10 protein-coding genes and 3 pseudogenes are annotated in these 13,097 nt (G+C 59.5%); 4 read left to right on the top strand and 9 right to left on the bottom strand.

Annotation, left to right across the window (positions count from 1 at the left end; all coding sequences use genetic code 11):
- Positions 1-11: 11 nt before the first annotated feature.
- Both trbB and RH90_RS18985 read right to left on the bottom strand, forming a co-directional pair.
- Positions 12-971, bottom strand: a complete 960-nt coding sequence (trbB, locus tag RH90_RS18990; protein ID WP_010188093.1) for a P-type conjugative transfer ATPase TrbB — start codon at positions 969-971, stop codon at positions 12-14.
- Positions 972-1,105: 134 nt separating this feature from the next.
- Entirely contained in the window at positions 1,106-1,483 is a 378-nt protein-coding gene (locus RH90_RS18985) for a helix-turn-helix domain-containing protein (protein ID WP_029625479.1), read from the bottom strand.
- A 742-nt stretch (positions 1,484-2,225) separates the two neighbouring features.
- Between RH90_RS18985 and RH90_RS18975 the strand changes: the two are divergent.
- A pseudogene (locus RH90_RS18975) lies at positions 2,226-3,365 on the top strand (IS3 family transposase).
- An 83-nt stretch (positions 3,366-3,448) separates the two neighbouring features.
- On the opposite strand, the gene RH90_RS23625 reads toward RH90_RS18975, so the two are convergent.
- The 6 genes and pseudogenes from RH90_RS23625 to RH90_RS22225 form a co-directional block, all read right to left on the bottom strand.
- On the bottom strand, positions 3,449-3,589 hold the full coding sequence (locus tag RH90_RS23625; protein ID WP_157134733.1) for a hypothetical protein: 141 nt from the start codon (positions 3,587-3,589) through the stop codon (positions 3,449-3,451).
- 243 nt (positions 3,590-3,832) lie between these two features.
- Positions 3,833-3,942 (bottom strand): annotated as a pseudogene (locus RH90_RS24800) (integrase catalytic subunit); the annotation flags it as partial.
- Between the two features lie 695 nt (positions 3,943-4,637).
- The gene (locus tag RH90_RS18965) at positions 4,638-5,189 is read right to left on the bottom strand and encodes a hypothetical protein (protein ID WP_010188090.1); all 552 of its coding nucleotides are present in this window, start codon (positions 5,187-5,189) and stop codon (positions 4,638-4,640) included.
- Between the two features lie 136 nt (positions 5,190-5,325).
- Positions 5,326-5,658, bottom strand: coding sequence for a hypothetical protein (locus tag RH90_RS23615; RefSeq protein WP_157134732.1), 333 nt, complete (start codon positions 5,656-5,658; stop codon positions 5,326-5,328).
- Positions 5,659-5,667: 9 nt separating this feature from the next.
- On the bottom strand, positions 5,668-6,018 hold the full coding sequence (locus RH90_RS22230; RefSeq protein WP_010188089.1) for a DUF4158 domain-containing protein: 351 nt from the start codon (positions 6,016-6,018) through the stop codon (positions 5,668-5,670).
- Between the two features lie 121 nt (positions 6,019-6,139).
- Positions 6,140-7,095, bottom strand: a pseudogene (locus RH90_RS22225) (IS110 family transposase).
- A gap of 349 nt (positions 7,096-7,444) precedes the next feature.
- On the opposite strand from RH90_RS22225, the gene RH90_RS18950 reads away from it, so the two are divergent.
- A complete protein-coding gene (locus tag RH90_RS18950; RefSeq protein ID WP_010188087.1) occupies positions 7,445-10,408 on the top strand; it encodes a TonB-dependent receptor domain-containing protein in 2,964 nt (987 codons plus the stop codon).
- 534 nt (positions 10,409-10,942) lie between these two features.
- Here the strand turns inward: RH90_RS18950 and RH90_RS18945 are convergent.
- Positions 10,943-11,572, bottom strand: a complete 630-nt coding sequence (locus RH90_RS18945) for a TetR/AcrR family transcriptional regulator (protein WP_010188086.1) — start codon at positions 11,570-11,572, stop codon at positions 10,943-10,945.
- Between the two features lie 149 nt (positions 11,573-11,721).
- Here RH90_RS18945 and RH90_RS23610 point away from each other — a divergent pair, with 149 nt between their 5' ends.
- Both RH90_RS23610 and RH90_RS24400 read left to right on the top strand, forming a co-directional pair.
- Positions 11,722-12,015, top strand: coding sequence for a hypothetical protein (locus RH90_RS23610; RefSeq protein ID WP_157134731.1), 294 nt, complete (start codon positions 11,722-11,724; stop codon positions 12,013-12,015).
- A gap of 11 nt (positions 12,016-12,026) precedes the next feature.
- Positions 12,027-13,097: TonB-dependent receptor (locus RH90_RS24400; RefSeq protein ID WP_232280423.1), on the top strand; the 1,071-nt coding region annotated here is incomplete at its 3' end.

Genomic DNA, 13,097 nt, shown 5'->3' with positions numbered 1-13,097 from the left:
CGGTCGGGCTCTTAGAGTTTACGAAGCCGGTAGTTCCCGTCCGCAAAGCCACCGACTTCAAGGATGCTTTCGATCCTCCGCCCATCGGGCGTCCGAGCGATGTGGACGATCAAATGCACCGCATCCCCGATCAAAGGTTCGATCGGCCGGGGAGAGTCCGGGTGCATACTGATAAGGAGCGCGAGGCGGCTAAGACCGGCCTCCGCATTGTTGGCGTGAAGCGTTGCCGCTCCCCCTTCATGGCCGGTGTTCCATGCCATGAGCAGATCGAGGGCTTCCGGCCCGCGAACCTCGCCTACGAGGATGCGATCCGGCCGCATACGCAGCGTTGTTTTTAGAAGTGCAGTCATCGAGACTTGCGGAGAGGTGTGGAACTGGACGAAGTTTTCGGCCGCGCACTGAATCTCGCCTGTGTCTTCGATGATGACCAGTCGTTCGGTCGGATCGGTATCAACCATGCCGTTGATGATGGCATTTACCAGCGTAGTCTTACCTGAGCCGGTTCCGCCAATTATCAGGATATTGCGGTGCCTATTGATTGCATCGGTGATGAGCGCACACTGTTCAGCCGACATAATGCCGGCCGTGACGTACTGATCGAGAGTGAAGATCGCGACGGCACGTTTGCGAATCGCGAAGGTAGGAGCCGGCACGATCGGGGGCATCTGCCCGGCGAAGCGCGAGCCATCGATCGGGAACTCGCCTTCTAGCGTCGGTTGAAGCCGCGTCGCTTCCTTGCCGTGATAACCAGCCACGGCTTTGACGATCGTTTCCGCGCGATTGGGGGCAATGGTGCCGATGCACGTCATCTTCTCGCCAAGCCGCTCCTGCCAGAGCTTGCCGTCCGCGTTCAGAATGAGTTCAACTGTCTTAGGATCGGCGAGCGCGTCGATCATCAGCGAGCCCATGGCCCGCCGCAAAGTTTCCTTCGCGCGCTCCTTGACGGTTGCGGTATCCGCTTCCCCGGTCATTATCGCTCCCGTTACGCAACATTACAAATGCGTCAGACAAACGATATACCGGATGATTCAGAAACCTCAACCGCTAACCAGCATCAATCTCGGTTAATAGCTGGCGTGTCTTTTGAGTCACAAAAGTGTAGTTATTACTTTGCCTTGAGCCGATCGTGGGAGGCTTTGTGCCACTTGTCGATTTGGAAGGCTTGATGATCGGTGACAATCGCGGAAACACGACGAAAGCCTTGGGGCAAACCCAGCTTCGCGTCATCCTTAAGAATAGCGTCTGTTAACCCACAGCCCCAATCATCTGTTCCGGCAGGCGGGGTTTCGAGCAACGCCACAAGGGGGACTTCCAGCGCGTGGGCGATGGCGGCCATTGTATCTAGCGAGGGGTTCCCTTTGCAGTTCGTCACGTCCGATATGTAGGAAATAGAAACGTTGGCCTTGGTGGCGAGGTCAGACTTCTTGAGCCCACGCAGCGCGAGGTATCTCATAATGTTGACGCAAAGAATTTTCTTATGCACCCCCCACGAGCCCTTCCCATTCAAGCGTTGGAATTTTAGCGGCTAAAATTTTCCCTGGCGTCCAACGACTCTTTTTGCTGCCCGCAGGCACGAAACGATAAGCTAACATGAGCTTCGACAATTTCCTATTCACTGGCAGGCGAACGCGCGTGGCGAGCTTGCGCCAACACCGGGCGGACGCGCTATAGTTCGTATATACCGGATCGTGAATGACCGATGGACGATTGAACAGGCGTCCCGGGCAAGTCGTCCCATTCCGTGATGAGCGGCGAAAGACGATCCAAGTCCTGTAACAGACGGCCCCGCTCGCAGCCCGTTTTGGATTGAAGAATGAGCCTGGCGCCAGCTATACAATTAAATGACAGGTACAAACGGGCCGGCACTGGCGTCGTTGTCGCCTGATTTTTTGCCTTGATACCTGTCGGGCTGTCCAAATCTACAGAGCTAAAAACCCGTCCGAGGCGCAAAGATTTCAAGAACGCGCCCTCCCCTTGCTGTCCTTTTCGATCTTCTTTAGGCTGTTCTTGTATTCGAGTTTTAGGAGTTGTGCTACTTAGTTGCCAGAGCACTAAGTTGCCCCTAATCCCTTCGACTTATGGCAAGAAACGCCCCTCGCGAACCGGCAACTGGCAAGAAAGCCAAGTCGCCAAACGCCGCTTCCGTACGGGTCGCGATGGCGAATTGAGCTGCTGCCGGTTTCGCGGACGCCGAGATAAGGTGTTTTCGGAACCGGAGGGTGTGAATGCAACGACGGAAGTTCAGCCGAGAGTTCAAGCTCGAGGCGGAGAAGTTGGTCCGAGATCGGGGCGTGACGGTGGCGTAGACTGTGCGCGATCTGGATCTGCACGAGAACGTGCTGCGCAAATGGGTCCGCGAAGCGGAGTCTGATCCCCAGTCAGCGTTTCCGGGCAACGGCCACATGAAGCCCGAGCAGCAGGAGATTGAGCGGCTGCGCCGCGAGTTGGCTCGGATGAAGGCCGAACGTGACATCCTAAAAGAAAGCCGCGGCCTACTTTGCCAGGGACTCGATATGAAGTTCGGGTTAAGCGCAAAGCATCGAGGGATCTGGCCAGTGTCGTGGCTTTGTGAGGCGCTCGATGTCTCGCGCAGTGGCTTCCACGCCTGGCTCGTGCGGGCGTCAAGTGCCCGGTCACGCAGCGACGAAGTGTATGCAGGGAAGATCCGCGCCAGCTTCATCTCCAGCTACCGAACCTATGGTGCGCGTCGCGTCTGGCACGATCTCTTGGCCGAAGGCTTTTCATGTGGCCTGCATCGTGTCGAACGGCTGATGCGTGTGCACGGCCTGATGGCGCGGCCGCGGCGCCGTGGTCCGCCCAAGGATCATGGCGAACGCTCGATAATCGCGGGCAACGTGCTCGATCGGCAGTTCAGCGCCGACGCGCCGAATCAGAAGTGGGTGGCCGACTTCACCTACATCTGGACCGCCGAAGGATGGCTGTACGCGGCCGCGGTGATCGACCTGTTCTCGCGACGGGTGGTGGGCTGGTCGATGAGCGATACGATGACGGCGCAGCTCGTCACCGATGCGCTGGTCATGGCGATCTGGCGACGCGGCAAGCCCGCTGCACTGCTGCATCACTCCGACCACGGCAGCCAATATACCAGCGAGCAGTTCCAGCGGCTGATGGCCGACAATGGCGTCACCTGCTCGATGAGCCGGTCGGGCAACGTCTGGGACAATGCTGCGATGGAGAGCTTCTTCTCGTCGCTGAAGACCGAACGGATCGCGCGCAAAACCTACCGCACGCGCAATCAGGCAAGGCAGGACGTGTTCGATTACATCGAACGCTTCTACAATCCCACGCGCAGGAACTCGACCTTGGGGTATCTCAGCCCCATGGATTTTGCAGTGTCGCATTAGCGCGCTCTGCACGGCCCCGGCCTGTGGCGAATTGGCGCAGATTATTTCGGCGTTCAGTGCCTCCATGGTTTGGTCAAAATGCGTCATGGCGTCGCCCCTTGCGCTGCGACAGGGTTGCGGAAGACGGTTTGCGTGTCGGAATAGAGCGCGATCCGCTTGCCGTGCCGCTCGATATATTCGAGCGCCGCATCCATGTAGGAGAAGGCGTTCTCGTTCTCCACCATCTTGATGCATTAGCTCGCTGTTCGCATCGTCAAGATAGACGAGCAGGGTGCATTGCTGGCCCCGTTTCTCGAGCCAGCAATGCTTCGATCCATCGACCTAAACGAGCTCGCCGCGGCAGTTCCGGCGATAGCGCGGCTGATATGGACGAGGGCCGGCGCGGGTCGCGGTACTTCTAAGGACCGGCCGAGATCATCAGTTGGCGCGAGAATGAGCAGCCCCCACCGGGTGGTCCGGGTAGATAGCTAGTGCATTGTCGTCTCCGCCGCCATTGCTGGCGGAGGTGGAGCGAAGCGTAGCGGAAGGCCGGCAATGGCGGTGTCGCTGTTTCCGGAGCCGGCGGCCGGTAGCCCACCCGCTCGACCGTCTCATGAATGTGGACCCGACGCCCAGCCCAAGGATGCCACGGGTAGAGAAGCTCCCGAACACTGGTCCGGTGAGCGTTCCGTCGTCGCGTTGTATAACGAGGTGCGACCACATAGCGCGATCGGCAATAAGCCGCCGATATCGCTGGTGAACCAGTCAGCGGCACATCGCCCGCCTTGGCCGGCAGGAACTGGATGACGCCCAGCCGGGTGCTCCAAAAATGGGTAGCAGCTCACCTTGATCCAAACCTTCATGGTCGACGGACCACTCCGAAGGGGGGGCAGCTCCGACTCGCATGTCTGGGTGATGTTATGGCGTTCCGCGAGATATTCGTTCGCCGGATAACCTGATCCCGAAAGGGTTCGCCGTGGCGGCGATTGCTAGCCGACCGCGCTTGCTGGAAGAAGACCTTCGGCACCGTCTGTTCGAAGGTGGCTCATCAGCCGGGCGATCTGGCGGTGGCTTATCTCCGGAAGCGTCGCCGCATCTACCAGACAAGAGGATGACCATGCCACCACATCCCGTTCATCAAAATGGGGCATCTCTAAATTGCACCTACATCAGTAAAGGCCCGTAATATATTTTATATTAGATATACCATTAAGCTACGGATGACGTACGCGTCGGCGGAAGCTGGTATTCGTCAACACTTTCATATTCATTGCACAGCAAATACGGATTGTTTCAAGAGCCGCCTGCCAACGCAAGCCGGACATCCGGCGCGATCGTGTAGACGGCCTCGCGCTGAGCGCCCCGATTGCGATGATCGACCCGGTACCCCTGATAATGGCGATGCAGCAATCCAGCACGCACAAGATCGGATACCGCCCGGCTAACGTTTGTCCGACCGGATCGCAGGATGCGTGCCTCGATCTCCTCATCCTGCTGCTCAGCCAGATCGTCCGCATTTTCCGATGCGTCAGCCTTTGCCGCCAGCTCCGACCGGACCGCTGCAATCATCGCCGTGCGGCGACAGTCGCGATTGGCCAGCGGCGCCATTGCCTGGCACAGCCAGTCTCGTACCGGAACCTGATCAGCTTTGCTTCGGACGTAGGGTCCGAGACTGCCATTCTCGCCTGCGGCCTTCGCGATTAGGTTTAGGATGAGCAACACATATCTGGGACGTTTCGACACCTGTGAAACACGTCCGACAAGATCTGCTAGCGCGAGGACGGGCGGCGCCGCAGCCAGCGGGGCTTGCTTGATCTGGTCAAAGAGGTCGGCTTGGTGGAACATAGCAGGAATCTAACACAAGCGATCCCGCTGTGAATCCCCCCTAATTCATTCGGCTCAATAAAAATCACCAGTGTCACTTTACCGAGTTGGTAAAGTGACACTGGTGACACAGGCGAGAGGGCGAACAACGGCTTGGTCATGCAGAATCACCCCATTGGTCGAGCACATGGGTGTAGGTTTCGACTGCCGGCGAGTGCAGAAAGCAGGCTCCCTCAAGAGTCTTGCGCTCGCCGCGGATACGCCTGAGTGTGGCAGGCTTGCGGCAAAGCATTGATCGCGCCTGTGCCTTCAGCATTCCGGTTACCAGCCCAAGATCGAGCTTTTCCGGTCCAAGCTCCTTCAGAAAAATCGATTTTGGCGATCTGGTCGGCGAGCCCTTTGATTTTATGGGAAGCAGGGCCGTCTCGAAGCCGTTCCAACCGAGTCTCCCCGTTTGATATCGTCGCCGACAGCTCAAGCGGCCAAGCATTCGTCTGTTCTATCCCCACTGTGGCTCCCGTGCCGCCCAACAGACCGCCATCGTGATAGCGCCGGGCGCTTGAGCAGAACTACTCAGCCTTCGCGTTGGCAACTGGACATAGTTGTGATCACGGAGCCATGCCCGCGCGGCTTGTGCCAAGTCGTCCCCGGGGAAATTGTCGCCGGCATCGCGCCGCAAAAAGCCATTCAACGTGCTTTCCCCGTGCTCGGTGAGATCGCGCAAACCCAGCGCCTGTCTCGCAACGTCCAGGTGCTCGAACAGCGTACGGTGGTGGCGGTAAAGCGCGCAGATCGAGGCAAGCCGGGGCGGTGCAATCCCAAGCTCGCCGCCGAGATGAGCCGGAATCATTTCCACGGAATTGAGTGGCGCTCCCGTGAGGCTCAGAAAACCGAGGTTTACCTGCTTGTCATCACTACCGAGCTACTTCACACCACATACCGCCCGCTTTATGGGACGATAAGGCCAGCGGCTATGCAGCCGCAGCCGCATAGACTTTGTTGCGCGTGATCACCGCCCACGCGATGCGCGCTGCTTTGTTGGCGAGCCCGACGGTCGCGATCTTCACGAGTTTGTGATCGAGGAGTTGCGCCAGCCAAGGTTGGCGGCTGGGAGTCCTTACGTGCCATGCGCATCGCCGCGGTTGCACCGACGGCTCGTAGCTTGCGGAGATATCGCCTTGCTTGTTGATGCCCCGAGGCGCTCCTTGCCGCCAGAGCTATCCGTGCGCGGCGTTAGCCCTAGTCATGCCGCGAACTGGCGGCCGGATCGGAACAGCGATGCGTGGAGCACGGCCGCCGCTATCGCCGAAGCCGTGATCGGACCGATACCCGGGACGGTCGCCAGCCGGCGGCTGCGATGCCACGCGAGTATCTGGGTCTTAAGTCGATCAACCTCGTTCGCCGACGATCGAAGTTGAGTGCCGATTGTAAGCAGTGCTGGTCGAGCATCTGCCGGCAGCATTTCCAGCCCTTCCTGCAGAAGCTTCATTAGCGCGGTAACGCCGCCCGGCCCTTTACCAGTGACGATGGCTTACTCGGACAGATGCGCCCTCAGGGCATTGATCAACGCGGTTTGTTGGCGAATAAGCAGATCGCGCGTTTTGGGTCGCCACAACACCGCTTGCCGCTCGATATTTCAGGTCGCGACGAACTGCGGTGCCGGTCCCGTCAATGCCTCGCAGATCGCCTATGCATCAGCGGCATCGATCTTTCTGCGCTTCACGTACGGCTCTACATAGGCCAGCGACCTCAACCGCACACCATCGCCGAGTTCCCAAAGCCAGACCCCAGTGCAGGGCAGACGCGCATGTATCCTCGCCAACCAGGTAAAATTACGATGATGAGAAAATTTTAAGACCTCGGCGCGCCTAAGTTGTCGGCCCACTAGCACTTCGCCATCCGCGGCAATCGCCTGAACCTGGGACATGTTGTCAGCGAGATCGAGACCTACCGTGACGATATCCTGCTGAGTCAAACGGCTCCTTTGACCTGGCTCAACGACAATATCATTTCACAGCTATGTGCGTGCAGGTACAGTAGACAGTATCAGTCAGATAGGACCGAATCGGTATTATTCAACAAGTACAATGTGTTGCAATCGTGCTACAATCCGTAACGAACCGTTCGCGAAGATTTGCAAGTCGCTTTACAATGTTTCGGCGCGTCTCCATGCACCGCCGATGTCTCGGGGGGCCGAGCGAATGTTCGGTCACGGGATTTGCCATCTACGGCGCATCACGAGCGATCGGATGCGTGCGTTCAGCTAGGAACCGCGTGTGATTCAGAAAACCGTCATTGCCCAAAAGACCCGGCTGCTTGCCGGTGCTGCGACCAGCGCTGTTCTGCTCGTGCTAGGCGCAGCCCCGGCGTCCGCGCAGACGACGCCGACTTCTTCAGCCGACGCCGTAACTCCGGGATCAGCTGCGGTACAAACACAGGCCGCACCAGCGGACCCGAAAGCCAATTCCGAAACCGGCCAGGACATCGTCGTAACCGGAACGATCTTCCGCCGCACCAACACCGAGACGCCGTCGCCGGTTTCGGTGATCACCGCAGCCAACATCGCCGCGCGCGGGCTCAATACCACCGCGGACGTGATCCAGTCGATCTCGGCAGGTAATGGTGGCAGCGTGCCCCAAGGCTTTGCGAATGGCTTCGCGTCGGGCGCGCAAGGCGTATCGCTGCGCGGTCTCTCGACCAACTCGACCCTCGTGCTTTTCGACGGCCTACGCCCGGCGTATTATCCGCTTGCCGATGACGGCCAGCGTAGCTTTGTCGATCTCAACACGATTCCTGGCGCGATCGTCGATCGTGTCGAGACGTTGCGCGACGGCGCGTCGTCGACCTACGGCGCGGACGCCGTTGGTGGCGTCGTCAACGTCATCCTCAAGAAGGAAATCCGCGGCGTCAGCGGAAACGTCGAGGGCGGCCTCTCCGAGCGCGGCGACGCAGGTCAGCAGCGTGCTCGCCTAACCGCTGGCTATGGTAGCCTGGCCGATCAAGGTTTCAATTTTTACGTTAGTGGTGAATACCAGCATCAGAATGCGCTGTTCGCCAACCAGCGCGAATTCCCGTACAACACCAAGAACCTGTCATCAATCCAGGCTGGCGGCGGCTATACCGGTGCGAACGGCAACACCAACTTCCTCGCGCCGAGCACGTCGTCGTCGAGCAGCACGACCGCGGCGGTGGTCCGCCCGGCAACCTATACCCCCGGCAACATCTTCAGCGGCGTGCCGATCGCGGGGGGTAAGTACCAGGTGCTGCAGCAGGGAGGGTGCGCCGGAGCGGCACAGCCCAACATCGCGCACAGCAACGTCAATGGCCAATATTGCGAGCAGGACCTGGTCAACCAGTACAGCCAGATCCTCCCCGACCAGACGCGCTTCGGCGGCACCGCGCATCTGACCGTAAACGTCGGCGCGAACGCCCAAGCTTATCTGACGGGTACGTTCTACGAAAGCATCATATTCGCGCAGGGTACGCCCAGTTCGCTGCGGTCGAATAACCCGACCTACACTTATGGTTTGGTTTTGCCGTCAACGCTGTCGAATGGCACCCTAAATCCGCAGAACCCGTATGCCGCCACCGGCCAAGGCGCATTGATCTTCTATCGTTTCGGCGATATTGCTCAGACGCTTAAGAACACGTCGCAGACCTACCGCATCGCAGGCGGCATCGATGGCAAGTTCGGCAGCGACGGCAGCTGGGGCTACACGCTCCACGGCACTTATATGGGCACCAATCTGACCCAGGACCGTACCGGCAACATCAACATCGCCGGGCTCACCACCGCGATCAACACCGGGGCCTATAACTTCGTTAATCCGAGCGCGAACACCGACGCGGTACGCTCGCTTATCTCGCCCAATCAGCAGAGCAAGGCGCATTCCGAGACGGCGGAGGTCCAGGGGATCCTGACGCACGCCTTCTTCGACCTGCCAGGCGGCCCGGTCAATCTCGGCGTCGGCGGCGAATTCCGGTACGAGAACATCTACGACCCTAGCCCCAACCCGGGTTCGCAGTTCCTTGACATCAACGCCTTCTCGGCGGTTGGCCATCGCTACGTGACCTCGGGCTTCTTCGAAGTGAACGCGCCCGTGCTAAAGCAGCTCGAAGTCAACGTTTCGGGCCGCTACGATCACTACTCGGACGGGTTCAATCACTTCTCGCCCAAGGTCGGCGCGAAGTTCACCCCGATCCGTCAGTTTGCGATCCGCGGCACATATTCGGAAGGCTTTCGCGCACCGTCGATCCCCGAGACGAGCGGCAACGTGATCGGCTTTGTCAACTACACGCCGCCCGCGGCGGTTCAGGCGGCGCACGGGGGCAACTCCTATGTCGGCACCTACAGCCTTGGCCTGAACTCGGTCGGGAACCCGAACCTGAAGCCGGAAACCTCGCGCAGCTTCACGGGCGGCGCGGTGCTTCAGCCCGTTCGCTGGCTCAGCCTGACGGTGGATTACTACAACATCCACAAGAAGGATCTGATCTTCAATCCGGCGGATTCGACCTACGCCAACACCTACCTCGCTGGTGGCGCCCTGCCCGCCGGCATCACGATCACGCCGAACGCGGCCGATCCGGCAAATCCGGGGCTGCGTCCGACGCCGGCGTTCGTAAACGCAGCCTATATCAACGGCCAGTCGCTGCAGACCTCAGGCATCGACGGCCAAATTTCGGCGAGTGTTCCGCTCGGGCACGGCATCAAGCTGACCTCGGCGCTCGAGGGGACGCTGGTACTCGAATATAAGGTCAACACCGGCGTCAATGGCGTGTACGACTATCTCGGCACGCTCGGGCCGTACAACACGTCGTCGGCGTCGGGCACTCCGCGCTGGCGCGCCAACTGGCAGAACACTCTTGAGGCCGGACCATATTCGCTCACCGCCACCACCTATTTCACCAGCGGGTATAAGGGCTATGCCGCCGACTATAACGGCGTCGGCAGCTGCGATGCGGGCCAGACCCCGGCTTCGACCTATCTCTATAACGGGGATGTGTCGCGGACGGTAGGCGGAGCGCTGCAGTGCACGGTCAAGCATTTCCTGAGCGTCGATCTGAACGGCAGCGTCAAGGTGAACGACAAGTTTACGTTCTACCTGATCGTCCAGAACCTGTTCGACGCGCACGCGCCGTTCGATCCGAACACCTATGGCGGCAACAACTACAATCCTGCCTGGGCTTCGTCGGGCATCATCGGCCGCGCATTCAAGGGCGGTGCCAGCTTCAAGTTCTGATCCCATCGGATCGTTCGACGAAAAGGGGCGGTCTCCACGCGGAGGCCGCCCCTTTTCGTTTTTCGCGATTTATTCGACCGCCGGCGCTAGTTCCCGTCGACCTCATCAACCCCACCGTCGCTCCGCGCCAAATGCTTTCGCACACCGAACAGCGTCTCAAACTGAGTCCCGCCCAGCTTCAGCGCCAACTGCGAGCTGGAGGATAAGGGCTCCTGTGTGGCGTGCGAGAAGCTCTTTATCAAGTATGTCCTGCAAGGAGCTTTACCAGGATCCCGTCGCACTCGCCCTTTTCCTGCGAAAGGGGAGGGGTCGCCTAACGGCCAAAAAAAGCAACTGCGTGCCGGATTTCATGATCACCCGCTGTGCAGCGCCAGCCGAGCCGAGGGAGCGAAAATCCGGCGCTTATAGGTAGGCCATGCATTGGTGGCGGCGGTGCCAAATGAATATGCTGCACATATCCAAACCGTATGGTTCCGTTCAATTCCGATCTATTGAGGCTCACTACTTCCAGCTTCTCGAACCGCCCGGTTTAGCTTACAGATTTAAGCGTGAGAAAGCGCGCATGAAAAGCAAAACGCCATAATCGACCCGTTCGACGATGGCCTGTTTAGTGACCTTGGCATCGACGCCAAGCGATACCGCGAAGTTGCTCCCCCCCTGCCACAAACCGAACAGCGCCTCCGCCGCCTTCACGTGGTCGTCGATGACAAGCCGGTCTCCAGCTCCTGCGAGTATCGACGCGAGATCCGCGATCATTTGCCCGGGACCTATTTCGTAAAACCTTTGGGCGATATTTGGGCGTCGACGCAGCTCTTCGGCCAATACGTTGTAGAAGGCGACTGCGGTATCGGACGCCAAGTATGACATGATTGCAATCCCGAACGTTCGGAGTGCACCCTCGAGAGTGTCCTCCCGACCGCCGGGGCGATCAATTTCCACTGTCTCGATCGCAAGCATCTTACGCGCCGCCGCTTGCTCGAACAGGGCGTGCTTGTCGGCGAAGTTCCTATAGATCATCTGTCTCGACACGCCTGCGCGCGCCGCGATGGCCTCGATCGACACCGCCTCGACGCCGTGCTCAATGAAGAGCGCCCATCCTGCGTCGAGGATCGCGTCGCCCTTGACCAGATCCTTCGGCCGTCCGGGTCTCCGTGTCGTCGTCATCGTCTTAGATACCCAATTACGTTTTGAGCGCCATACGCGTTTTCATTCACCGAACGAGACCGTCCAGCGAACGCAGTGCCTATAATAGCTGACGTGTTCGGTCGCCCCGCCCAAGGCGAACCGGGTATGCGCCGCCTAGCTTTTTTCCGATGAATTCCAATCCAGATTCCTTTCGAGGTTTCGTGCGGCGCGCCGCGACATTCGCCGCCGACGGGCCGTGGATATTAGCGCCGATGTTTAAGGTTTGGCCTCAGTCATCGAACGATTCAAAAGACAGCTGGCTTGTTGACACCGAGAGCTTGTTCGGAACGTCGGCGAACCGAAGGCTGCCCGCGATCGACATCGATGTCAAAAACCTCGACATCGATGTCAGAAATGTTTTGACACAGAACTCGCTGTTTGCTTTTGGCACCACCAAGCTCGTGAGAGACGCGCGACTCTAGGAGGATTTCAAATGACACGTCAGATACTTGCTGCGAGCACGGCGCTCGCCGCTGCTCTTGTTTTCTCGTCCGTAGCGCACGCGCAGGACGCCGCCGCACAGCCGGTCCCCACTCCCGCCGGTCCGACGCCCGCAGCACAGCCATCTGACGCGACCGGTGATTCCGGGCAGCTTCAGGACATTGTGGTCACCGCGACTAAGCGGGAAACCAGCCTTCAGAAAACCCCGATCGCGATCTCGGCCTTCAGCCAGGCCACACTCGACCGGCAGCAAGTCCGCGACGTCACCGGTCTCGCCAATTACGTGCCGAGCCTCCACTTCGCGCAGCAGGGCGACCAAGGCGCCATCCTCCTGACGCTGCGCGGCATCGGCAACGACGCCGCCTACACCGAAGTCGCCGATCCTGAAGTCGCAATCTATGTCGACGGCATCTATTCGCCGCGCGCGCAGGGCGCCTCGGTTCTCATGTATGACATGGAGCGCGTCGAAGTGCTGCGCGGCCCGCAGGGCACGCTATTCGGCCGCAATGCCACTGTCGGTGCGGTCAGCCTAATCACCGCCAAGCCACAGCTCGACGGCTTCCACGCCAGCATTGAAGCGGTCGGCGGCAATTACAACCGCTTCGGCACGCGCGGGATGATCAACATCCCAGTGACAGACAACCTTGCCGTTCGCGCTGCCTTCGTGACCGATCGGCACGACGGCTATATCGATTACCAGCAGGCCCCCAACGTGCCGGGTGTGAACCGCTCGGCATTCGTGACCAGCGGCACGAAATACTATGCCGGGGACCAGAAATCGGCGCGCGTTTCGGCGCTGTGGAACCTCGGCCGCTTCAAGTGGAACCTGTCCGGCGAATATTACAAAGATACCGGCTCCCCCATTCAGAGCCTCTTCCAGACCCCTCGCGCCGGCCAGAAATTCTGGTCGACACTCGCCGATACCGCGCCGCAGACCGATCGCTACTCGTGGGGCGTCCGGTCGAACATGACGTATGACATTTCCGACCACATCGAAGCAGCGTATATCGCCGGTTTCACGCGCGTCGGCGGAACCGCCGATTCGGACGCCGATGCGGGCGCG

It is taken from the genome of Sphingomonas sp. PAMC 26605, assembly GCF_000241485.1.
In the GTDB taxonomy this organism is placed as follows: Bacteria; Pseudomonadota; Alphaproteobacteria; order Sphingomonadales; family Sphingomonadaceae; genus Sphingomonas.
The sequence above is the reverse complement of the archived record's forward strand: the minus strand, read 5'-3'. Positions and strand labels throughout refer to the sequence as shown.